Consider the following 21,148-nt stretch of genomic DNA (forward strand, 5'->3'; position numbering starts at 1 on the left):
GATCCTATTAAATTTAAAGAGAGTTCAGAATTTTGATAAAATGTGGTAAACTGAAATTATTAACTAAATTAAATGAAGGAGTGTTTATATTATGGCTAAAGAAGCAAGTTTTGACATTGTTTCAGAGATTAATCATGAAGAAGTCAAAAATGCCGTTGCAATTGCATTAAAAGAAATAAAAAATCGTTTTGATTTTAAAGGTTCTATTAGTGATATTAAAATAGAAAACAATCAACTTGTGCTTATTTCTGAAGATGACTATAAAATTGGACAAGTAAAAGATGTTCTAACCAGTAAATTAATTAAGCGTGGTGTTCCGACTAAAAATATCCATTACGGTGAAAGTGAAAAAGCCTTTGGCGGAAATGTTCGACAACATGCGGAGTTAATCAGCGGGATTGACAAAGAAAATGCTAAGAAAATTAATACTTTGATTAAACAATCTGGTATTAAAGTAAAAAGTACGATTCAAGATGATCAAATCCGCGTGACTGGTAAAAGCCGTGATGACTTGCAACAAGTGATCTCTTTATTAAGAGGAGCTAATTTACCTGTTGATTTACAATTCTCAAATTACAGATAAATAAAAACGTATGAACTCTTCCAAATTAATTGGAGTTCATACGTTTTTTTCAATCTAAATCCGCTACTGCGCGCATGGCAACTGTCTCACTACCGGCAAGTAACTTGGAGATTGGACATCTTAGGTCTGCAGCTTCAGCTACTTTTTGGCTTGCCTCTATCGATAGTTCATCAATCCAAACCAAAGCTTCAACATTAAAATGATAGCCAATCTCTTCAGGAATTAAATCAACATTTATTTGAACGCGACTTAAATTACTTTTTCCTTGTTCTTTCAACACTGCTTGAATCGTTGCATTCAAACACGTACTATAGGCTAATCCTAACAATTCTTCTGGATTTGATCCTTCTTCTGAACTTAAAGGACTAGAAACTTGAACAGATAAACCATTATTTTTTACATAAGCAAAACCTGTCCCACCATCTTGATTCACAACTTCAGTATGATAAATACTCTTTTCCATCTGAATGCCTCGCTCCTTCCACTACGAAATAGCCTATTTTAAAAGGGCTTCAATCTTATTGATGATTTGTTGCGCAATCCCTGATCCTGTAATTAACATTTCATAAATCGGCATTACTTCATTTGTAGTACGAGTCAGCAATCGCAAATACACTTCTCCATCACCGGCTAAACAAATGCGGTAATAAGCTGTTTCAGCTTCATTTAATTGGTTAAATAGCTCCAACAGCTCTGCTTTTTTTTGATAGTTTGAAATCATTGCTAATTTTGAATAGACAATCTCTACATCGCTAATTCCATCTGCTGATTGAAAAACGACATGAAATGGTAACGTTTTAGTTGGCGTTAACTGAAAACTTCCACTATAAAAAGTTTGTTTTTGCTCATCAATTGATTTAGCTAATGGAACTTGTTTCTCACGTAAAATCCCCTCGAAACTTGCTGTTATATTTGGCATTATTATTCCCTACCTCTCATAAATCTTTTTCCTCTTAATTATAAACTATTTACTGAGTAAAGAATAGATAATAAAAAAAGCTGAAATCGATTAAGGCTCTTGTAAAGTCAGATTTTCCCTCTACTTTACAGACTATCCCTTAATCATTCAGCTTTTACTACTAGTTAACTAATTATCGATTGATTAGACTGATTTTACTTATCCAACAACCGTTTCTTCTTTTAATAGATGAACATGTTCCATCCCAGCAAACCAATCTTTAATAGTATTGCATTTTTGGATTTTATTTTTATTTTTTCCTTCAATAAAGCTAATTGCAATCACTGTTTTGTACTCTTTATGCTCAGGATATTGCCAGTCTTTACCAAAATAATTTTCTTTGATTAGCATTTGATCCGCATATTTTCCAGAATAGTTCATACAGTCACCTACAATACAATCTCCGTGTTTATTAAATTCCAAATCATAACGCTCACGTAAATCATTCTCAACAACTGCGATGCATTTGTCACTGCCATATTCTAAAAAATAATAATTTCTCATCTCATTTAGCTCCCTTTTTACTAAAACTACTATAAAAAAATAACTGAAATATTTTAACCTATTATAGCACCATCAAGATACAATAACCAGCTTTTAGATTGGACCTTTATCCTTAGATCAACAACACTATTCTTCAGTTGAAAACTATATCAATTTAACATAATACATCGATAAATGCAAGCTTATTTGAATATAATTTTTATAGCATTTAAAAAAGGGAATATGTTTTTATTTTTAAATTTTACAGCTCCTAATTTCAAAAAACTTAGGCTTGGTTAGTTGGTAATATGGTCATTTCTGTAATACCAACTGATTCTGGTTGTGAAATAGCAAAAACCTTGAATATATTCGTCGTAGCCACATGCTTTTTTTGTTCATTAGAATTCGTTAATTTTTCTTAGTACACTCATACTTATTCTATAAGTCCTTCATTTTTAAGTGACTCTTAATTTGAATACTAACTGCTCCTATCGCTAAAAGAAACATAATCAACCCTTCTGTGAAAAAAATGCCTGAGCTGTCTTTAAATGGAATGATCCTTTCTAGGAGTGCAATTGACATCGGCGTAAAGGCTGCCCCTAAATTAAAACCTATCAATAAAAGAGCTGTATCTCTTTCTGAATTTCCCGCTTGATTTTGATTCACTTCATTAAATAGATAAGGAACAAATGTGCGAAAAGAAAAACCGCAGAAAATAGATGCAATAGAAATCCAGATTATCGTTTGAGAATAGGCGATGATGAATAAAGAAATGCCTAAGCCTAAAAAAGAAATAGCTACTGTCCAGTTTTTGGTAAATGTGAGCGTTCGACCAAATAAAAAGCCAGCTAACATTGAACCTAAACCAACTAAGGCTAACAAGTTACTTCCATCTGTTGCTGTACCAATTCCTTTTTCTAGTAATAGCGCGGTACTTTTTATCGAAAATGACATATAAATTGTGACAACTAAAATCAATAATATAAAGTAACCATAAATTGTATTCGTTGATTTTACTTTTTTTAGCTTATTTTTTTCTTTTTCAATAATAGGAGTAACCTTCGGAACAAAGCTAGTGAAAAGTAAAAGAATAGGCAAGGCGATTAGATATGCTAAAAATGATAACCGCCAGTTCGTAATTAATAATTGACCTACAGAAAAGGTTATCAGCATTCCACCAATTCCTTCACAAGCACTTTGTAAACCAATTACTGAAGATAATTCCTGACCTTTATATAATTGAGTTGCAAAAGAAAATAATAAAGGATTTATTAAACCAATCCCCACTCCAAATAGCACCCTACTCATAAAAAGGAGTCCAAAAGAATGGACAAAAATCGGAGCTATTCCCGCTGTTAAAACCATAAATACACCTATTTGTACTGTTAATTTATAACCAATTTTCCGAGCAATTTTATGGCTGATAGGTACAGTTAAAATAATAAATAAGGACGGCATTGTCGTAATAAACTCCACTAGTGTTTTAGGAACCAATGGATATATCAAGGCAATCGCTGGAATATTTGCTGCAATTGCGCCAGCAGACACTATAAGTAATGAAACAGACAACAAAGAAATTTTTATCAGCTTGTGCATTGAATTCTCTCCTAAAATTAATTTAGTCCACTAGTCCATTATTTCTATATCTTTCATTTTTAGCTTACTTTTTTAATTGACTGCACTCTTCATCTGAAACAGGCTCTAACCATTCTGGTACTCCTGCTGTAATCGCAATATGTTCAAACCAACTATCTTTTGTTGCACCATGCCAATGCTTGACTCCATCATGTGTCACAATCACATCTCCAGCTTGTAAAAATTGAGGAGCTTTTCCTGCTTCTTGATACCATCCTTCTCCTCCGGTAACTAATAAAAGTTGGAAGCCTTCGTGATGAATGTGCCAATTATTTCTACATCCAGGTTCAAAGGTTACATTGGCTACACCGACATTCACTGCTGGATCTGCAATCAAAGTTTTCAGATAACTTTGCCCAATAAAATAATTTGCGTAGGCCTCATTTTTTCACCAATTGGAAAAATAATACCTTTTTTTACTTCTTCAAATTTTGCCATTTGTTCTTCCCCCAATTTTTAGTATATCTAAGAAAAAAGTTGTATGATTTACTATTAATAAGTAAATCATACAACTAATAATCACAACCGTCTAAAGCTTAAAAAATTCTTTACTATGCTTCAAAAGCATGATGAAATCGTTGAATCAATTCTTTCACAACTGGAGATTGAATTCGATTTTTCTTCCAAACCAATACACAATTTGTTTTTATTTCAGGAAATAGTGGTACAAAAGTAAATTCAGATGCATTTCGATTTAAGGTAGCTCCTTCAATCGTTAAAGCTGATCCTACACGATTTTCGACTAAAGAAAAAATATTAAAAATCAAATTATAGGTTCCTATAATGTGTAAAGAATCAAGTGGTTTGTTTAGCCAATCTTCTAACATCGATTGAATTGCTACTCGATTTGAACAAAGAAGCGGTATGCCTTCTAAATCAACAGGTTCTATTTGATTCTTTTTAGCGAGAAAAGAATTTTTGGACACCAGTAAGCCCCATCGCTCTTCTCTAGGCAAAATAATCTTTCCAAAATCGTTTACAGTGGTAGGTTCCAATAAAATTGCCAAATCAAGAATGCCTTTTTCAAGCTTGTCGCTAATATCGTCACTTGTACCTGAAACAATATTAAACGCTACTTCAGGATAATCCTGAAGTAATTCTTCCAGCATCATTGCCATAGTGTCTGAATTATCAGCCTCCACACAGCCAATCGAAAAATAGCCACCATTAATCTTATTTGCTTGGTTGCGAAATTCGCGTTCTGTGCTTTCAGCTAGAGACAAAATTTCAATTGCCCGTTCTTTTAAAAAATAGCCTTCTTCAGTTAACCTTAACTGTTTTTTTTCGCGGCTGAAAAGGGCTGTACCAAGCTCTTCTTCCAATTCTTTAATTTGGCGACTAAGCGTTGGCTGAGTAATATGCAGTACTTTAGCAGCCTTTGAAATGTTTTTTTCCTCAGCAACTGTCCAAAAATAACGAAGTAATCTTAATTCCATAGATACTCTCCTTTTTTGTATTCCTTTATAGTTTACATTAAAATACAAAAAACTGCTAAAAGAATTCATTCCAAATTACAGTTTATTAAAGTGTTTCCATATCAATAACAAATCGATATTTAACATCGCTATTTAAGACTCGTTCATAAGCTTCTGGGATTTGGTCAGCTGTAATCAACTCAATTTTAGGCAAAATATTATTTTCTGCTGCAAACTGAATCATTTCTTGCGTCATAGGAATTCCACCAACATTTGATGCTGTAATAATCGCTTGTTTCCCAAATAATTTTCCAACATGGAAACTTTGCGCCTCTGAAGCTAATCCAACATAAACCATAGCACCGTTAACTTTCAGTAAACTGATATACGCATCAACATCTAAGCTAACAGCTACTGTATTTAAAATAAAATCAAATTGACCCGCTAACTTTTCAAATGTCTCTGGATCACTTGTTAGATAATAATGATCTGCACCAAATTGCTGAGCTTCATTCTTTTTACTTTCAGAATGACCTAACACGGCTACATCTGCACCTAAAGCATGAGCAAATTGAACAGCAATGTGACCTAGACCACCCATTCCAATAATGGCGACCTTCTTACCCGGTCCAACATTCCAGTGTTTCATTGGGGAAAAAGTAGTGATCCCAGCACATAATAAAGGACTTGCTTCAGCTAAATCAAGTGTATCAGGGATTTGAATCACAAATTTATCTTTTACAACAATGTTTTGACTGTAACCACCGTATGTTTTGCTTCCATCATAATTAGTAGAATTAAAAACGACAACAACTCCTTTGGTACAAAATTGCTCTTCGCCTTGGAGACAGTAGTTACACTCACCGCAAGAATCGACAAAACAACCCACTCCTACTCGATCCCCTACCTTAAAATTTGTGACCTGATCGCCAACTGCTGATACGATTCCGGTTATTTCGTGACCTGGAACCATAGGATAAACTCCACGCCCAAAATCATTATCAACTTGATGAATATCAGAATGACAAATTCCACAATATTTTATATCTATTGCTACATCATCTGGCTTTAAGGCACGGCGTTCAATGAAGCCTCGTTCAAATGATGAATAATTTTTGTCTACTGCCTGGAATACTTTTGTTTGACAACTTTCACACATAAAAAAACTCCTTTAGTTATCTGATAATTTATTTGTTTCCTTGTGCTGTTTTTCAAGTTCGCAATCAATACGCAGTTTAGCTTTTTCTAATAATGCGATTTGCTCTTGAAGTTGCATTTTTTGTTCGGTTAAAATCTCAGTTTTTGCTTGCTGCGTTACATTATCCTGAACAAACAAAGTTGCGTAGTCAATTAAGCCTTCAATTGAAAGATTTACTTCCATCATTTGTTTAACGAAGAGAATCCATTTTAGATCCTCTTCATCAAACCAACGAATGCCAGCGTTTGTTCTTTTTATAACTGGAATTAAACCCATTCTTTCATAATAACGAATCGTATTTTCTGAAGTATTTGTTTTTTTACTTACTTCTTTAATATTCATTTTAGCTTCCTACTTTAATAAAAAGATAGTTTTATCAACTTAGCCGTTTAGTTAGCCCCAACAATCGCATGTGGAAGATAAGGTTCCTCTAAAAATTTAATTTCTTCCTCTGTTAAAACTAAATCCAACGCTGGCATTGCTTTCAATAAATGACTTTCTTTTGTAGCCCCGATAATCGGTGCCACAACTTGCTCTTTTTGAAGCAACCAAGCTAAGGCAACTTCCACGCGTTCAATTCCGCGTTTTTTAGCAATTTTTGCTACTCGTTCAACAATCAAACGATCTTGTTCCTCAGTTTTATCGTATTTTGACATCGCAGTTTTATCTGTTTCAAAACGCTTGGTTGATGCACCCCAATCCCTTGTCAAACGTCCAGCTGCTAATGGGCTGTAAGGTGTCACAGCAATCTTTTGATCTGCACAAAGAGGAAGCATTTCTCTTTCTTCTTCACGATAAAGAAGATTTAAATGGTTTTGCATCGAAACAAATTTTGTCCAACCATTTTTATCCGCAACCGCTTGGGCTTTAGCAAATTGCCAAGCAGCCATCGCAGAAGCACCAATGTATCTAACTTTCCCTGATTTAACCACGTCGTGCAAAGCTTCCATTGTTTCTTCAATAGGTGTGTTGTAGTCCCAACGATGAATAATATATAAATCAACATAATCCATTCCTAAGCGTTCTAAACTTTGATCAAGTTGATGGAAAATTTCTTTTCTTGATAATCCACCACTATTTGGTGCTTTTTTCATTGTTGAAAAAAGTTTTGTCGCGACTACAATTTCATCACGATTCGCATACTCATTTAAAGCTTTACCGAGGATGCGCTCACTTGCTCCATAAGAATAAATATTGGCTGTATCAAAAAAATTAATCCCTAAATCTAACGCTTTTTTAATCACAACTTTACTTTCTTCTTCTTCTAAAACCCATTCATGAAAACCACTATTTGGGTCTCCAAATCCCATTGCTCCAAGACATAATTGTGAAACGTCCATTCCAGTGTTGCCAAATTTTACATACTTCATTTTACATTCTCCATTTCTGATAGTTTATTTTTTTCTGGTAAAATTTCATTGATACAAGTTAATGCAGTTAAGGTTCTGGGATAACCAATAAAAGGTAACAAAATCGTAATGGTTTCAATCAAACGTTCTTTTTTATTGCCTATCAGATCATTATTGCGAATGTGCCCTTTTAATTGCACATCTGCGCCGCCCATTGAAGCCAGCATAGTAAATATTAGAAGTTCACGTTCTTGAGCGGTTAAGCCGTCTCGTGTAAAGTAGTCACCAAAACAATTATCTGCTAAAAATGTTGCTAAATGCTTCTGATTTGACGGCATTGTTTCTAACATTTTATCCACTGCATCATCTGCAACTTGCCTGACAACTTCCAAGCCTTTTTGATAGCGATTTTCGACTGTTGTGGTGCCTTTTTTCTCTAGAGGAAGCTTAATTCCTCTCGCTAGTAGAACTTCATTTGTAGCATGTAAAAAATCAAAAACTTTACCTAATCCTGCATAGGGTACAGCTTGATAAACAATTTCTTTGATTTCTACTGGAGAAACACCCACATTAAGTGCCCCAACCATCATTGCTTTGTACTCATTGACCGACTGCATCGCAATTAATGAAGCCAAAGTAAGTTTCATTCGTAGCTTCACATCGATTGTTGAATACTGAAGAACTTCATCGAAAGTAAAGTTATCAAACAGTTCAATAAATTCTGGATCGGTTTCGGCTAGAACGGACTGGTGATTTGGAAAAAGTTCATCGTGATTCTTTTGTGCGGTTTTACTAATAGCCATATTCGCCCTCCTTTTCTGATCTACAAATATAGTCTATCTCTTGGAGTGCACTCCAAGTCAAGCGCTTTCTTTTAAAAAAATAAAAAAATCTTCAAAAATAGTTGGTTTAATCTAGATTTTTCTGATTAAACCAACTATTTAGAAGTTTTTATTTTTATTTATTTTCATTAAAACTGCGTAATGAATTTTCTGTGACTAGCATATGCTCATCATAATTTTCTAATTTAAATTCCAAGCGATCAATTGCACCATTAAGAGCTTCAGCTTTTTCTTTTAATTCTGAAATTTGATTAGCAATAATTTTTTTTCTCGCTGGGACTGTTTCATTTCCTATTTGGAACAAGGTTAGATACTCAACTAATGATTCAATCGAAAGTCCAGCATTTCTCATTTGTCGACTAAATGTAATCCAACGCAAATCTTCTTCATCAAATTCGCGAATGCCATTTGCAGCTCTTTTAACTGGAGGGATTAACCCGATTCGCTCATAATACCTGATTGTATCTGCTGAAACACCACTTAATTCACTAATTTTTTTAATATTCATTGGTTGTTCCTCCTTTGTATAAAAAGCTTGTAGAATGAATAAGGGAATGATTGTATCACCTTCACTCTTCTATTATAGAGGATAATTCGTCTATTTTACAAATTTTTTATTAACTTAGCGTTCACTTTAACTAACAGATATGAAATTTTTGAAGGCTTTTCTGCCCCTTTTGGTAAATTATGTAAAATTTCAAAACTCTATTTTTCTCTAAACAAAAAAAACCCTTGAATAATCAAGGGTTCCTAAGCTAATCTTAACGACGAGCTTCTTTAATACGAGCTGCTTTACCATGTAGAGCACGTAGACAAATTATAGTGTATCCTTAATCTTCGAACATCGTTCAGCCTTTGATAAATAAGGGTTTTTAACGTTATTTACAAAGAGTCATAAATCTATCGTATGTCACTTATTATTCATGTTTTGCCCCTTTTTAAAATGTCACAAACTGTTCGCTTTACAACACGAACATAAGTTCGTGTAATGCAACCATATCTTGGCGGATGGAGGAATTTATATGTTAAACAGATTCAATGAGCGGTATATAGACCGCGGCACTATTAAATGGATGGAAATGTTTTTAAGCGAACATACAGCATTCATGTATGAAGAAAAAAAGAAACGTTCTACTATAGTAGAAAAAAAGGAACAAATGAGTGAGGATGACATTTATTCCACACTAGACGATGCTGTAAAAACTAATTCAATGGTACTTATTCAAATAGAAGAAATTAACACTAACGGCAATTGCTCCGAAGATATTTTAGGATGGATAGAAGGCTATGAAAGCAACAATCTTTATGTATCAGGTAATAGAATAGAGTTAGATTCAATTCGCAATATTCAATTGTACGATCAGATTAAGTGGAGCGAAAGAAAGTGAATCGAATTTTTATTTCTGGTGAAATTCATGGAGAAATTGAAACTCTTCATAGTAATAAAGATAAAGTTGCTAAGTTTACAATACAATCGGATCAGCAACAATTCACTGTACTGTTTTATGGAAAACAAATTGAGCATTTTCTAAATAGAATGTATGAAGGCCATACGTGCTGCTTTCAAGGAAAATTAAACTCAAAAGGTCAGATAGTCGCTAACGTTTATCAACACTTATACTACTTTGCTTATATGAATGAGATGTGGGCACGTAGTGAACGATATAGAAGCTTATCAGAACGATAAAATAGATTTAATCGAGCTACAGTCAAGGTTGTGGGGATTAAATCATTATACAATTGAGGACGTCATAGGTCTTGATTTATGGCTATTCTGCGCAACTATAACTGAGGAAGAAGAATACTTTGAGGAGAAATTCAAATGAACTTTATAATTATTAGCGGTACTGTAACATCCGAGGTTAAAGTCATCAACACAAACAGCGGCACGCCCTTCTGTCGCTTCACAATAGAGTCAGATGGACGTAAGTTCAACTGTCTTGTTGCTAGCAATAAAGCCTATGACTTCTTATATGAAGTTGAGAGCGAAGCACAACTAACAATTGATGCTAGAATTAACGATAAGATGCAACTAGTCGTTAATAGTTATATTGTTGATTCTAAGCCGAGTAACTTTGGAAAACTGTTTAATTATCAAGGCAGACAATTGCCTCATAAAAAATTATATAGTTTTTAAAAATAAAAAGCTCCCTTCTGCTTATTATATAATAGTAGAAAGGAGCTTTTTTATGTATGCCCACTAAATTATAGTGAGCTATTTTTATTTGCATAAATGTAACCATTTAATAGTTATTGAAAATTATTCTTTATTTTATTACTTTACATTTTTAAAATTTTGTATAATATGGTAATATTTATTTATAAGATACTGTAGAAGTGGTCTCTAAGTCATCTTATCTAAAATTTTATTTTACTGGAGGTAGCAATTATGACAGACAAAGGTACTACTGATAAAATCAAAGGTAAAGCTAAAGAAGTTACTGGAGACGTAACTGGGGATAAAGGGAAAAAAGCCGAAGGTTTATTTGATCAAGCTGTCGGAAAAGTAAAAGAAGTTGCTTCTGACGTGAAAGAAAAAACTGAAGACATCGTAGATGACGTTAAAGAAAAATTTGATAAAAAATAATTTAAAAAGCTTCTCAAACCGATTAGGAATGAGAAGCTTTTTTTTAGAATTCTTTCGGAATACTCAAAACATCTTTTAGACGTTTATCCCATCGTGCAGCATTTGTCCATTCAAAAAATGGAATATCTGTTCCATTATTCGCTTTATAAATCAATTTTATTACCGTCATTTCATCTGGAAAAGACAAAGCACGTACTGATGTGCCATCAAAATAAAATACTGCCCCTTTACCATCAATTCGATATAAACATTTCATCTCAATCTCTCCTTTTTGTTGTGTTGTTCCTCCGTCTACTGGAGGTAAATTACCACTTAAAAACAATTCTGATTCAGCCTTACGTCTCCGAACAAGCCCAGGTAAAACTTCACCTCCAGCATTAACGTAAGCCATCATTTCGTTCGCAGTTGATTGCCAATTTCTATTATTAATAAATACCAATAAATTTGATCCTTGTAGAATATAAGGACCTAAATTAAAATGGAAGCTTACTAATGCATCAAATTGGTTTTGATTCAGTTGAACAGTAACAAAATTAAAGATACCTACAGCATGCGTCTTAATGTCTTCATCAAGAAACGCGTTAGCTTGTTGTTCAGTAATTTGCATTCCTGGATATACACCTTTAGTATGTCCATATCCGATAGTCCATACACCAACAGAATCTTGATACGCAGTTAGTCTCATACCTTCGAATTCTTTAATCAAATTTCTTCCATTTTGAGATATTTTCATATTTTCGTTTACCATATCCACACCTCCATTCATTTTAAAACTCATTCCATGCGTCCATGGTAGACATATGCCTTTTGATAATTAACACTCACTAAGTAAGTGTTAACACCATTTTAACAACTAGGTTTGACAAAAAACTTATCGAATCCCTCCAAATTTATTACATGTTTCATTTATATATTCGTTAAAATATAAAAAAAGAAGCTTCTCAAACCGATTAGGAATGAGAAGCTTTTTTAAGTTTCCACTATATAACTATATGCCTATTTTATGTCCACCCACTAATTAAAGTGGGCTATTTTATTTAAACTGGCTATCATTAATTCCGTAACGCTCTTTTAATTGACTGATAATAGTAGATCGTTGGCTTTCTTTGAAATTATGCATTTCCAACATAACCTGTTGTGAATTTTGAGGTGTTAAGAAAATTCGGTCAGCTGTGATAATGCCTGCGTAAGTTTGTTGAACATGTCGAAGAACATTTTCAATATCAGCTTCCAGAATATTCTCTACTTCTACAGCAAATGGAGTAGAATCTTTAATGGGATCATTCACATTGATTCTATAACCAGTCACAGGATATTTTGGATATACTTTTCGTAATTGATCACAGATAACTACAGCTTGAGCATAGTTAATGTAAGTCAGACGTACTTTCCAAGTAGAACCTGTTTTTACTTTAAATGCTCTATCTGCAGAAACTACATTTGCATAGCTTCTTTGGATTTTTGGCAACCAAGCTTTCCCTGTATAATCCCATAAATTAATAATTTTAATCACTGGAACCGGAGGAATACTTGGAGTTAAAAATAATTCTGATTCAGCTTTTCGTCTACGAACGAGTCCAGGTAAAACTTGACCCCCAGCATGCACATAAGCCATCATCTCATTCGCAGCTAATTGCCAATTTTTATTATTAAGATAAGTTAACAGTGTTGAGCCTTGTAAAATATATGGACCTAAATTAAAATGAAAGCTAACCAATGCATCAAATTGATTTTGATTCAATTGAACCGTAACAAAATTGAAAATTCCTACAGCATGCGTCTTGATGTCTTCATCAAGAAACGCATTTGCTTGTTGCTCAGAAATTTGCATTCCAGGATAGACTCCTTTTGTATGTCCATAACCAATTGTCCATACACCAACAGAATCTTGATACGCAGTTAGTCTCATACCTTCGAATTCTTTAATCAAATTTCTTCCATTTTGAGATATTTTCATGTTTTCATTTGCCATTTTTCTCTTCCCCTTTTTATTTTTTCCATGCGTCCATGGTAGACATATGTCTTTTGATAATTAACATTCACTAAGTAAGTGATAAATATATTTTACCAATCACTCTTAATAAAAAGCTTCTCACTTAATTACAAATTGCTTACATATTTTGATTCTATAAATAATCAAAGAATAAAATGCAAGTAGTCTATGTTAAGCGATGGATTTAAAGTAATCATAATCAATCAAATGGTGCACCAATGAAAATTCAAATTTGGATATTCAACCCAAATTTGAAGTAACCTCAAAACCAATGCGGTCAATGGGATTTGAACCCACACAGGGAGATTCCCTACCAGCCCCTCAAGAATCTAATTACAACCGCTATGAACCGCAACTCGGGGTATTCGATGGGGTATTCAAAATTAAGGGCGAGCAATAGGAAATATACATAAAGGAATAAACCAGATAGGTACAATGTTAACACTTTGCCTTTTTAGGATAAAAATGACACCATAAAAAAACTTCTCAAACCGATTAGGAGTGAGAAGCTTTTTATGTCAGTCGTTTTCTTCGGTATTTGCATAGTGCTCAAAAGCTTTCAATACAATTGCTAAAATTAAAAATGTATTGAAAAATCCTGATAATGTAAAACTTAACCATACCGCAGTTGTTATAATTGAAAACATATTATTCGTACATTCAGAAAAAAACAATTGTCCAAATGATAGTATTGAACTTATAAAAAAAATTATAGTTGACAACAGCAGTCTATCCATAATTTTTTTATCTGTTCCTAACTCTTGCAATGCAATTATAAATTTTGAATTTGAAAAAGCTGGTATTAAAGAAAAATAAGAGAAAAACAGTGCTGTTGCTAATGATGAAAATGAAAGTGTAGCTGACATAATATCTGTAAAATTATTAAATTTTGCTGGAGAAAGTTTCATGTAAAATGAGAAACCTAGTACTAAAACACTAAATATTATAGTTGATTTATTACGAACAAATCTACATCTTCTCATTTTTATCATCCTCTCATCTAAACTACTGCATTATAACATCTTTTTAAATAATCGTAATGAACGTTGTAGAGGGCGTACAGTCCACAATCAAAAAAAGTCAAAAGAAACAAAGACACAAGCTGGGATGAGAGAAGTTTCATTATCAAAAAAAGCTGTAAATATAATAGACTCTTTTACTGAACTCAACAAATACTTAAATACAGATTACCTGTTCACAACTTCAAAAGGAACTCCTTTTCAACTAAATGCAATTAACACTTATCTTAGGAAATTAAGTAAACAATTAGAAATTGATAAACCACTCAGTTCACATATTTTTAGGCATACTCATATTTCCAAACTTGCTGAGATAGGCTCCCCTTTATACGCTATCCAAGATAGAGTTGGTCATGAGAATAGTAAAATCACTGAATCAATTTACCTTCATGTAACCAAAGGAGTCAAAGAGAAACTTAATAGAGATATCGAGCTACTTTAAAAGCTTGCCCCTTTTCTGCCCCTTTTGGTAAATTATGTAAAATTCCAAAACTCTATTTTTCTCTAAACAAACAAAAAACCCTTGAATAATCAAGGGTTCCTAAGCTTATCTTAACGACGAGCTTCTTTAATACGAGCTGCTTTACCATGTAGAGCACGTAAGTAGTACAATTTAGCACGACGAACTTTACCAAAGCGAACAACTTCAATTTGTGCAACACGTGGAGTGTGGATTGGGAACGTACGTTCAACACCAACACCGCCTGATAATTTACGAACAGTATAAGTTTCGCTGATTCCAGCTCCACGGCGTTTGATTACAACACCTTCGAAAAGTTGGATACGCTCTCTAGTACCTTCGACTACGCGTGCGTGAACACGAACTGTATCTCCTGGGCGGAAAGCCGGGATATCAGAACGTAATTGTTCATTTGTGATTGATTCCATTAATTGACTCATGTTTTTTTCTCCTTCCAACAAACATTCATATACCTCCATTCGGGCATAGCGGAATATCGTTAATCGAGTAGATTTTCTCTACTCACCTAAAATAGTTTAACATATCTCAAAATGACTGTAAAGGTCTTTTCCTTGATATCTGACATTATTCTTCAGAATCATCTTCCTCGGCTTGAATTTCTTTCAACCAATTCTTCTGTTCCTTAGATAATTCAACTTCTTCTAACATATCTGGACGTCGTTGATACGTGCGACGTAAAGATTCTTTTTCTTGCCACTCACGAATTAATTTGTGGTTTCCATTGGTTAAGACATGCGGAACTTCCATGCCTCTAAATTCAGCTGGTCTAGTGTACTGTGGGTGCTCCAGTAACCCTGTTGAATGTGAATCTGTCATAGCAGAGGACTGATTGCCTAAAACGTCTGGTAATAGCCGTACAGTTGCATCTACAATCACCATCGCACCTAATTCTCCACCTGTTAGGACATAATCGCCTAGCGAAATTTCATCTGTGACTAATTCACGAATACGTTCATCGTATCCTTCATAATGCCCACAAATAAAAATTAAATGCTCTTCTTCTGCTAACTCTTCTGCAACGGATTGAGTAAAAGGAACACCTGCTGGATCTAAAAGAATAACGCGTTTTTTAGTCTCAGGCACCTCAGCTTCAATCGCTTCAACAGCTCCAAAAATCGGTTGAGCCATCAATAACATTCCTGCACCACCACCATAAGGATAATCATCCACATTTTGATGACGATGAGTCGAAAATTCTCGGAAATTTATTGCATTAAACTCTAGCAATTTTTTTTCAATGGCTTTCCCAATAATCGATTCCTTCATTGGCCCATCAAACATGCGCGGAAATAAGGTTAGCACATCAATTCTCATTAGTCTAACAATCCTTCCATAATATGAATTGTGACTACCCCTTCAGCGATATCGACTTTTTTCACTACTTCTTCAATGTACGGAATCAATAAATCTTTTTGTTGAACACGCTGAATCACCCAGACATCATTTGCTCCTGGTGATAAGACTTCTTTGATTTTACCAATCTCTTCGCCTTCTTCATCAATCACCTTTAAACCAATGATTTCATGCAAGTAAAATTCATTCTCAGGCAAATCATGCATTTGATCTGAAGTAATTTGCAACATTCCATCACGGTATTTTTCAACATCATTGATTGACGGATGATCTTTGAAACTTAGAATATCAAAATTTTTGTGCTTACGATGACTCGCTACAACTAATTCTATTAAAGGTTTTCCCTCTTGTTCTAAAAGTAACGTATTCCCTTTTTTATAACGTTCATCTGGAAAATCAGTTCGAGAAATGACACGCACTTCTCCTTTTAATCCTTGTGTATTTACAATTTTACCTACATTAAATAATTCAGCCACAATATCCCTCATTTATTATTATTTTGTCGTCATTATTGTACCATAAAATCAAGATAAACTCTGCCTAAATACTGAAATTCATCTTAAATAAAGCAATTCTAAGGTAAATAAAAAAACCATCTCTAAGTTAGAAATGGTTTTCTTCGTTATTAAATGGGATTAACCATCGACAATTGATAAACGTACACGCTTTGGTCCTTTGACCCTCACGCTGTACACAATCGTACGAATTGCTTTTGCTACGCGACCTTGTTTCCCAATTACCCGTCCAATATCATCAGGATGAACCGACAATTGATAGTCAAGATACTCGTTAGTTTCCTCAATTACAATTCCCAATTCATCAGGATGAGTAACAAGAGGACGAACAATGGTAAGAATTAATTCTTTAACGTCAGCCATAGAAAACATCCTTTTTATTTAACGTTTTTTGAATCATGGAATTTTTTCATAATGCCTTCTTTTGAAAGGATATTACGAACTGTATCAGAAGGTTGTGCACCATTAGCTAACCAGCCAAGTACTTTTTCTTCTTCCACTTTTACTGCAGCTGGTTGTACAACTGGATTGTAAGTTCCAACTACTTCGATATAACGTCCATCACGAGGAGAACGTGAATCTGCAACTACCATACGGTAAAATGGATTCTTTTTAGAGCCCATACGTTTTAAACGGATTTTTACTGCCATGTTTATTTACACCTCCAATTACTTATCTCACAATTACATATATTACCAGTAAATTGCCCCCCTGTAAAGTGTTTTTTCTTTACAGGGCATTTTTTTTTATTTACAGAACCAAAAACATTGATTTAAATGGATTTATGGCTCTATTTTTTCATGAATTTTTTCGTTCATTTTAAAAAAAATACGCTTATTGTCTATTTTTTCTTTTTATTTTTCTTTCTTAATTTCTTTTTATTTTTGCGAACCATAGAATTCATCGCCATTTTACCTAATTTTCCACCTACGCCACTACCAAACATACCGTCCATGCCGTTAAAGTTTCCTTTTGACATCTGACTCATCATTTTTTTAGACTCATTAAATTGCTTGATCATGCGGTTGACTTCAGCAATTGGACGACCTGAACCACGAGCAATTCGACGACGGCGACTTTGTGACAATAAATCTGGATTTTCACGTTCTTGAGGTGTCATTGATAACACAATCGCCTTCATACGAGCCGTATCTTTAGGGTCAATTTGCATTTTGTCAAGACCAGGTACATTGTTCATGCCTGGAATCATTTTTAAAATATCTTCAATTGGTCCCATGTTATTTAGCTGATCCATTTGCTCAATAAAATCATTGAAATCAAAGCTATTATCTTGCATTTTTTGGGTCATTTCTTCAGCTTTTTTCTCATCAAAATCTTGTTGTGCTTTTTCAATCAGCGTTAGCATGTCTCCCATACCTAAAATACGGCTAGCCATACGATCTGGATAGAAAGGTTCTAAGTCTTCTAATTTTTCACCTTGACCTGTAAATTTGATTGGTTTACCAGTTACAGAACGAATTGAAAGTGCAGCTCCACCACGGGTATCTCCATCTAATTTCGTTAAAATGACCCCAGTAATATCTAGTTGTTCATTAAAGGATTCAGCAACGTTAACTGCATCTTGTCCAGTCATTGCATCGACAACTAAGAAGATTTCTGTTGGGTTGGTCACAGCTTTAATATCTGTTAACTCGGTCATTAGGGTTTCATCAATATGCAAACGACCTGCCGTATCGATGATCACAAAATCTAAATGCTCTTCTTTCGCTTTTTCAATTCCCATTTTTGCAATTTCAACTGGACTAACTTGATCTCCCATTGAAAAAACAGGAATATCTAATTGCTCCCCTAAGGTTTCCAATTGTTGAATCGCTGCTGGACGGTAAATATCGGCTGCTACAAGCAAGGGACGGCGGTTTTGCTTCTTACGTAAGAAGTTCGCTAACTTACCTGCAGTTGTCGTTTTACCTGCCCCTTGTAAACCTACCATCATAATAACAGTTGGTGATTTCGGTGCAGATTGAATGGTGGATTGTTCCCCACCCATTAAGGCTGTCAATTCTTCATCGACAATTTTGACAATTTGTTGTGCTGGCGATAAACTTTCTAAAACTTCTGAACCGATTGCTCGATCACTTACTGTTTTAACAAATTCTTTAACAACTTTAAAGTTTACATCGGCTTCTAGTAATGCAAGGCGAACCTCGCGCATCATTTCTTTAACATCAGCTTCAGAGATTTTACCTTTACGGCGCATCTTATTCATTGCTGCTTGGAGACGTTCTGATAATCCTTCAAATGCCATTTATTTTCACCGTTCCTTATTCATTATCTTTTTCTGTTTGTAAGGCTTCAATCAACTTAATTAAGGTTTGATCCAATGGATAGTTTTTCTTGACATAGTTCGTCAATTCTTCAATAACTGCTTCACTTTCGACAAAGTTTGCAACATTATGCAGTTTACGCTCATATTCTTTAAGGATATGCTCAGTCCGTTTAATGTTGTCATAAACAGCTTGTCGACTGACACCAAACTCTTCCGCAATCTCGCCTAGTGAAAAATCATCTGCGTAATACAGTTGCATATAATTTTGTTGCTTTTCGGTCAGTAAGGATTCATAAAATTCAAACAAAGCATTCATTTGATTTGTTTTTTCTAATTCCATTTAAACCCCTTCTTTCATCTTTGACATCTGTCAAGTGATTTCTGTTTACACACTTGTTTAGCGTACCTATTTTTCACCCTATAGTCAATAGATAATTCCTATAAAAGCAAAAAAATATGAATTAAAGAAGCCTATCTTATTAAAAGATAGACTCCAATTCATTAATTTTCTTTGTTAATCAATTGACTAAATAATCCAAAGACGTATTCGTTAGGATCAAAGACTTGTAAATCATCCATTCCTTCGCCTAATCCTACATATTTAACAGGGATATTTAACTCGTTCCGGATGGCCAACACAATTCCACCTTTGGCTGTTCCGTCAAGTTTGGTTAACACTAGCCCGGTTACATCTGTTGTTTCTTTAAATTGCTTCGCTTGCAACATAGCATTTTGCCCAGTCGTTGCATCTAGTACTAATAATACTTCAAGCGGAGTATCTGGCAATTCACGATCAATGACACGTTTCATTTTTTCTAATTCATTCATTAAATTAACTTTATTTTGTAAACGCCCAGCTGTATCAACCATTAAAATATCGGCTTGTTGATTTTTGGCTTGCTTAACTGCATCAAATACAACTGCTGCTGGATCTCCACCTGCCGGCCCACTAACAACCTCGACATTGACGCGCTCACCCCAAACTTTTAGCTGATCAATCGCACCCGCTCTAAAAGTATCTCCTGCTGCTAGTAACACTTTTTTACCAGCAACTTGATATTGATGAGCCATTTTACCAATCGTTGTAGTTTTCCCAACACCATTCACTCCAACAAACAAAATAACCGTTAACCCAGTTGGATTTAATTTAATTTCAGGAATTTCTGTATCGCCACGTTCATATAGTTCAACTAATTTTTCAATAATCGCTTCTTGGACTTCATTTTGATTCTTAGCATTACGCAATTTTACTTCTTGTCGTAAAGCGTCGGTAATCTCCATTGTTGTTTCAAATCCAACATCTGATCCAATTAAAACTTCTTCTAATTCATCAAAGAAATCCTCATCTACTGTTCTAAAATTAGCAAAAAGCTCATTCATGCGTTCAGAAAATGATTTACGCGTTTTTTCTAACCCTTTTTCATATTTTTCAGTGACTTCTGTTTTTTCAACTTCCTCACCTGTAAATGCTTTTTTTATCTTATCAAAAAATCCCATAGTCTACCTTCTTTCTCAGACAATATATTCTATTATACCACATAATTATGCATTTGAATGACTGTTAAAAGTTTCCTCATTCAAAACAAATTTTTCAACTGCGTAGGCAACACCATTTTCATGATTACTTTTCGTCACAAATTGAGCACCATTTTTGACTTCTTCAGTTGCATTACCCATTGCTACGCCTAATCCGGCAAATTGAATCATCGCTAAATCATTCTCTTCATCGCCAAGAGCCATGACTTCTTCTGGTTTGATGTCTAATAAATCACATAAAACTGCCAAACCTCGACCTTTATCCACTTCTTTGTTTAGTACTTCTAATAACACTGGACGTGATTTCATCATTGTATATTTCTCTGTAAATTCAACCGGTATTTTTGCAATTGCCTCATCTAAAATAGCAACATCCACTGCAATTACAGCTTTATTAAATTCAGCATCCTCAGGTAAGTCGGCCATTGTCGTTGGGACCATTGGCAAAGCTTTCATAATGCCTCCGTATAAAGATTCACGATTTTCAGGATACGGCGGTGCATAAACTTGAACTAAATCAATAAAGTTAAGTGGCACTTGTAATTCATTGGTTAATTGATACAATTCTTCTATTTGAGCCTTAGTTAATGTTTTTTGTGAAAGAACTTCGCCCGTCTGAGTCTTTTGAACAAGGCCACCATTATAAGTAATGCCATAATCGCCTTCTTCTTTTAAGTTTAACTCTTCTAAAAAATGAGCCATGCCTAATAATGGACGTCCAGTACAAAGTACCACTTTGACACCCTTCGCTTTTGCTTTTGTTAAGGCCTCTTTTGTTTCTGGTGTAATTTCTTTATTCTCATTAAGTAATGTTCCATCTAAATCAATCGCAATTAATTTAATCATTTTGTCTCGTTCCTCCTAGTCTAGTTGGGTCGGATCTGGTAACTATAAGCTCAACTATTCTTCTCGTA

28 protein-coding genes and 1 pseudogene are annotated in these 21,148 nt (G+C 34.3%); 6 read left to right on the forward strand and 23 right to left on the reverse strand.

Annotation, left to right across the window (positions count from 1 at the left end; genetic code table 11):
• Positions 1 to 91: 91 nt before the first annotated feature.
• Entirely contained in the window at positions 92 to 583 is a 492-nt protein-coding gene (locus BR77_RS03670; RefSeq protein ID WP_010049669.1) for a YajQ family cyclic di-GMP-binding protein, read from the forward strand.
• A gap of 49 nt (positions 584 to 632) precedes the next feature.
• Here the strand turns inward: BR77_RS03670 and BR77_RS03675 are convergent, their stop codons facing one another.
• The 11 genes and pseudogenes from BR77_RS03675 to BR77_RS03725 all read right to left on the reverse strand — a co-directional run bounded on the left by BR77_RS03675 (position 633) and on the right by BR77_RS03725 (position 8,971).
• On the reverse strand, positions 633 to 1,046 hold the full coding sequence (locus tag BR77_RS03675; protein WP_010049666.1) for an OsmC family protein: 414 nt from the start codon (positions 1,044 to 1,046) through the stop codon (positions 633 to 635).
• A gap of 33 nt (positions 1,047 to 1,079) precedes the next feature.
• On the reverse strand, positions 1,080 to 1,502 hold the full coding sequence (locus tag BR77_RS03680; RefSeq protein WP_016356422.1) for a hypothetical protein: 423 nt from the start codon (positions 1,500 to 1,502) through the stop codon (positions 1,080 to 1,082).
• Between the two features lie 198 nt (positions 1,503 to 1,700).
• Positions 1,701 to 2,045, reverse strand: coding sequence for a hypothetical protein (locus tag BR77_RS03685; protein ID WP_010049662.1), 345 nt, complete (start codon positions 2,043 to 2,045; stop codon positions 1,701 to 1,703).
• A 417-nt stretch (positions 2,046 to 2,462) separates the two neighbouring features.
• Positions 2,463 to 3,620: an MFS transporter gene (locus BR77_RS03690; protein WP_015076222.1), complete on the reverse strand. Its 1,158-nt coding sequence runs from the start codon at positions 3,618 to 3,620 to the stop codon at positions 2,463 to 2,465.
• 64 nt (positions 3,621 to 3,684) lie between these two features.
• Positions 3,685 to 4,097: pseudogene (locus BR77_RS03695) on the reverse strand (cupin domain-containing protein).
• 113 nt (positions 4,098 to 4,210) lie between these two features.
• Positions 4,211 to 5,095 (reverse strand): LysR family transcriptional regulator, encoded by an 885-nt coding sequence (locus BR77_RS03700; RefSeq protein WP_015076220.1) that lies wholly within the window; start codon positions 5,093 to 5,095, stop codon positions 4,211 to 4,213.
• 85 nt (positions 5,096 to 5,180) lie between these two features.
• On the reverse strand, positions 5,181 to 6,233 hold the full coding sequence (locus BR77_RS03705) for an NAD(P)-dependent alcohol dehydrogenase (protein ID WP_015076219.1): 1,053 nt from the start codon (positions 6,231 to 6,233) through the stop codon (positions 5,181 to 5,183).
• A gap of 12 nt (positions 6,234 to 6,245) precedes the next feature.
• Complete coding sequence (locus BR77_RS03710) at positions 6,246 to 6,614, reverse strand: MerR family transcriptional regulator (protein WP_015076218.1); 369 nt, start codon at positions 6,612 to 6,614, stop codon at positions 6,246 to 6,248.
• Positions 6,615 to 6,661: 47 nt separating this feature from the next.
• Complete coding sequence (locus BR77_RS03715) at positions 6,662 to 7,642, reverse strand: aldo/keto reductase (protein ID WP_035063969.1); 981 nt, start codon at positions 7,640 to 7,642, stop codon at positions 6,662 to 6,664.
• Positions 7,639 to 8,424, reverse strand: a complete 786-nt coding sequence (locus BR77_RS03720; RefSeq protein ID WP_016356421.1) for a carboxymuconolactone decarboxylase family protein — start codon at positions 8,422 to 8,424, stop codon at positions 7,639 to 7,641. Before BR77_RS03720 ends, BR77_RS03715 begins: the two co-directional genes overlap by 4 nt.
• Before the next feature lie 154 nt (positions 8,425 to 8,578).
• The gene (locus BR77_RS03725; protein WP_010049648.1) at positions 8,579 to 8,971 is read right to left on the reverse strand and encodes a MerR family transcriptional regulator; all 393 of its coding nucleotides are present in this window, start codon (positions 8,969 to 8,971) and stop codon (positions 8,579 to 8,581) included.
• A 514-nt stretch (positions 8,972 to 9,485) separates the two neighbouring features.
• On the opposite strand from BR77_RS03725, the gene BR77_RS03730 reads away from it, so the two are divergent.
• The 4 genes from BR77_RS03730 (at position 9,486) to BR77_RS03745 (ending at position 11,050) form a co-directional block, all read left to right on the forward strand.
• Complete coding sequence (locus BR77_RS03730) at positions 9,486 to 9,851, forward strand: hypothetical protein (RefSeq protein WP_010049645.1); 366 nt, start codon at positions 9,486 to 9,488, stop codon at positions 9,849 to 9,851.
• Positions 9,848 to 10,150, forward strand: a complete 303-nt coding sequence (locus tag BR77_RS03735) for a hypothetical protein (protein WP_035063973.1) — start codon at positions 9,848 to 9,850, stop codon at positions 10,148 to 10,150. The genes BR77_RS03730 and BR77_RS03735 overlap by 4 nt, the downstream gene beginning before the upstream one ends.
• Before the next feature lie 135 nt (positions 10,151 to 10,285).
• A complete protein-coding gene (locus BR77_RS03740; protein ID WP_010049640.1) occupies positions 10,286 to 10,600 on the forward strand; it encodes a single stranded DNA-binding domain-containing protein in 315 nt (104 codons plus the stop codon).
• A 252-nt stretch (positions 10,601 to 10,852) separates the two neighbouring features.
• Positions 10,853 to 11,050, forward strand: a complete 198-nt coding sequence (locus BR77_RS03745) for a CsbD family protein (protein WP_010049639.1) — start codon at positions 10,853 to 10,855, stop codon at positions 11,048 to 11,050.
• A gap of 43 nt (positions 11,051 to 11,093) precedes the next feature.
• Here the strand turns inward: BR77_RS03745 and BR77_RS03750 are convergent, their stop codons facing one another.
• The 3 genes from BR77_RS03750 to BR77_RS03760 form a co-directional block, all read right to left on the reverse strand.
• A complete protein-coding gene (locus tag BR77_RS03750; RefSeq protein WP_015076215.1) occupies positions 11,094 to 11,798 on the reverse strand; it encodes a lysozyme in 705 nt (234 codons plus the stop codon).
• Between the two features lie 285 nt (positions 11,799 to 12,083).
• Positions 12,084 to 13,022, reverse strand: a complete 939-nt coding sequence (locus BR77_RS03755; protein ID WP_015076214.1) for a lysozyme — start codon at positions 13,020 to 13,022, stop codon at positions 12,084 to 12,086.
• A 539-nt stretch (positions 13,023 to 13,561) separates the two neighbouring features.
• The gene (locus tag BR77_RS03760) at positions 13,562 to 14,026 is read right to left on the reverse strand and encodes a hypothetical protein (RefSeq protein WP_016356419.1); all 465 of its coding nucleotides are present in this window, start codon (positions 14,024 to 14,026) and stop codon (positions 13,562 to 13,564) included.
• A gap of 37 nt (positions 14,027 to 14,063) precedes the next feature.
• On the opposite strand from BR77_RS03760, the gene BR77_RS03765 reads away from it, so the two are divergent.
• The gene (locus BR77_RS03765; RefSeq protein WP_257613354.1) at positions 14,064 to 14,504 is read left to right on the forward strand and encodes a tyrosine-type recombinase/integrase; all 441 of its coding nucleotides are present in this window, start codon (positions 14,064 to 14,066) and stop codon (positions 14,502 to 14,504) included.
• Between the two features lie 110 nt (positions 14,505 to 14,614).
• On the opposite strand, the gene rplS is transcribed toward BR77_RS03765, so the two are convergent.
• The 9 genes from rplS to yidA form a co-directional block, all read right to left on the reverse strand.
• Positions 14,615 to 14,962 carry a 50S ribosomal protein L19 gene (rplS, locus tag BR77_RS03770; RefSeq protein WP_010049632.1) on the reverse strand — a complete coding sequence of 116 codons (348 nt, stop codon included), beginning with the start codon at positions 14,960 to 14,962 and terminating at the stop codon, positions 14,615 to 14,617.
• A 145-nt stretch (positions 14,963 to 15,107) separates the two neighbouring features.
• Positions 15,108 to 15,857, reverse strand: coding sequence for a tRNA (guanosine(37)-N1)-methyltransferase TrmD (trmD, locus tag BR77_RS03775; RefSeq protein ID WP_015076212.1), 750 nt, complete (start codon positions 15,855 to 15,857; stop codon positions 15,108 to 15,110).
• Complete coding sequence (gene rimM / locus BR77_RS03780; RefSeq protein ID WP_010049628.1) at positions 15,857 to 16,372, reverse strand: ribosome maturation factor RimM; 516 nt, start codon at positions 16,370 to 16,372, stop codon at positions 15,857 to 15,859. The genes trmD and rimM overlap by 1 nt, the downstream gene beginning before the upstream one ends.
• A gap of 159 nt (positions 16,373 to 16,531) precedes the next feature.
• Positions 16,532 to 16,774 carry a KH domain-containing protein gene (locus tag BR77_RS03785; protein ID WP_010049626.1) on the reverse strand — a complete coding sequence of 81 codons (243 nt, stop codon included), beginning with the start codon at positions 16,772 to 16,774 and terminating at the stop codon, positions 16,532 to 16,534.
• A 14-nt stretch (positions 16,775 to 16,788) separates the two neighbouring features.
• Complete coding sequence (gene rpsP, locus BR77_RS03790) at positions 16,789 to 17,061, reverse strand: 30S ribosomal protein S16 (RefSeq protein ID WP_010049618.1); 273 nt, start codon at positions 17,059 to 17,061, stop codon at positions 16,789 to 16,791.
• A gap of 191 nt (positions 17,062 to 17,252) precedes the next feature.
• Entirely contained in the window at positions 17,253 to 18,677 is a 1,425-nt protein-coding gene (gene ffh, locus BR77_RS03795) for a signal recognition particle protein (protein ID WP_010049615.1), read from the reverse strand.
• Positions 18,678 to 18,693: 16 nt separating this feature from the next.
• Positions 18,694 to 19,038, reverse strand: coding sequence for a putative DNA-binding protein (locus BR77_RS03800; RefSeq protein ID WP_015076210.1), 345 nt, complete (start codon positions 19,036 to 19,038; stop codon positions 18,694 to 18,696).
• A gap of 161 nt (positions 19,039 to 19,199) precedes the next feature.
• Entirely contained in the window at positions 19,200 to 20,195 is a 996-nt protein-coding gene (gene ftsY, locus BR77_RS03805; protein ID WP_010049612.1) for a signal recognition particle-docking protein FtsY, read from the reverse strand.
• A 45-nt stretch (positions 20,196 to 20,240) separates the two neighbouring features.
• Complete coding sequence (gene yidA, locus BR77_RS03810; RefSeq protein ID WP_015076209.1) at positions 20,241 to 21,080, reverse strand: sugar-phosphatase; 840 nt, start codon at positions 21,078 to 21,080, stop codon at positions 20,241 to 20,243.
• Positions 21,081 to 21,148: the final 68 nt, after the last annotated feature.

Origin of the sequence: Carnobacterium maltaromaticum DSM 20342 (assembly GCF_000744945.1) — a bacterium.
Taxonomy (GTDB): domain Bacteria; phylum Bacillota; class Bacilli; order Lactobacillales; family Carnobacteriaceae; genus Carnobacterium; species Carnobacterium maltaromaticum.

Coding starts and splice junctions, on each gene's coding strand:
- BR77_RS03670 (WP_010049669.1), top strand. CDS start 92: ATGGCTAAAGAAGCAAGTTTTGACATTGTTTCAGAGATTAATCATGAA.
- BR77_RS03675 (WP_010049666.1), bottom strand. CDS start 1,046: ATGGAAAAGAGTATTTATCATACTGAAGTTGTGAATCAAGATGGTGGG.
- BR77_RS03680 (WP_016356422.1), bottom strand. CDS start 1,502: ATGCCAAATATAACAGCAAGTTTCGAGGGGATTTTACGTGAGAAACAA.
- BR77_RS03685 (WP_010049662.1), bottom strand. CDS start 2,045: ATGAGAAATTATTATTTTTTAGAATATGGCAGTGACAAATGCATCGCA.
- BR77_RS03690 (WP_015076222.1), bottom strand. CDS start 3,620: ATGCACAAGCTGATAAAAATTTCTTTGTTGTCTGTTTCATTACTTATA.
- BR77_RS03700 (WP_015076220.1), bottom strand. CDS start 5,095: ATGGAATTAAGATTACTTCGTTATTTTTGGACAGTTGCTGAGGAAAAA.
- BR77_RS03705 (WP_015076219.1), bottom strand. CDS start 6,233: ATGTGTGAAAGTTGTCAAACAAAAGTATTCCAGGCAGTAGACAAAAAT.
- BR77_RS03710 (WP_015076218.1), bottom strand. CDS start 6,614: ATGAATATTAAAGAAGTAAGTAAAAAAACAAATACTTCAGAAAATACG.
- BR77_RS03715 (WP_035063969.1), bottom strand. CDS start 7,642: ATGAAGTATGTAAAATTTGGCAACACTGGAATGGACGTTTCACAATTA.
- BR77_RS03720 (WP_016356421.1), bottom strand. CDS start 8,424: ATGGCTATTAGTAAAACCGCACAAAAGAATCACGATGAACTTTTTCCA.
- BR77_RS03725 (WP_010049648.1), bottom strand. CDS start 8,971: ATGAATATTAAAAAAATTAGTGAATTAAGTGGTGTTTCAGCAGATACA.
- BR77_RS03730 (WP_010049645.1), top strand. CDS start 9,486: ATGTTAAACAGATTCAATGAGCGGTATATAGACCGCGGCACTATTAAA.
- BR77_RS03740 (WP_010049640.1), top strand. CDS start 10,286: ATGAACTTTATAATTATTAGCGGTACTGTAACATCCGAGGTTAAAGTC.
- BR77_RS03745 (WP_010049639.1), top strand. CDS start 10,853: ATGACAGACAAAGGTACTACTGATAAAATCAAAGGTAAAGCTAAAGAA.
- BR77_RS03750 (WP_015076215.1), bottom strand. CDS start 11,798: ATGGTAAACGAAAATATGAAAATATCTCAAAATGGAAGAAATTTGATT.
- BR77_RS03755 (WP_015076214.1), bottom strand. CDS start 13,022: ATGGCAAATGAAAACATGAAAATATCTCAAAATGGAAGAAATTTGATT.
- BR77_RS03760 (WP_016356419.1), bottom strand. CDS start 14,026: ATGAGAAGATGTAGATTTGTTCGTAATAAATCAACTATAATATTTAGT.
- rplS (WP_010049632.1), bottom strand. CDS start 14,962: ATGAGTCAATTAATGGAATCAATCACAAATGAACAATTACGTTCTGAT.
- trmD (WP_015076212.1), bottom strand. CDS start 15,857: ATGAGAATTGATGTGCTAACCTTATTTCCGCGCATGTTTGATGGGCCA.
- BR77_RS03785 (WP_010049626.1), bottom strand. CDS start 16,774: ATGGCTGACGTTAAAGAATTAATTCTTACCATTGTTCGTCCTCTTGTT.
- rpsP (WP_010049618.1), bottom strand. CDS start 17,061: ATGGCAGTAAAAATCCGTTTAAAACGTATGGGCTCTAAAAAGAATCCA.
- ffh (WP_010049615.1), bottom strand. CDS start 18,677: ATGGCATTTGAAGGATTATCAGAACGTCTCCAAGCAGCAATGAATAAG.
- BR77_RS03800 (WP_015076210.1), bottom strand. CDS start 19,038: ATGGAATTAGAAAAAACAAATCAAATGAATGCTTTGTTTGAATTTTAT.
- ftsY (WP_010049612.1), bottom strand. CDS start 20,195: ATGGGATTTTTTGATAAGATAAAAAAAGCATTTACAGGTGAGGAAGTT.
- yidA (WP_015076209.1), bottom strand. CDS start 21,080: ATGATTAAATTAATTGCGATTGATTTAGATGGAACATTACTTAATGAG.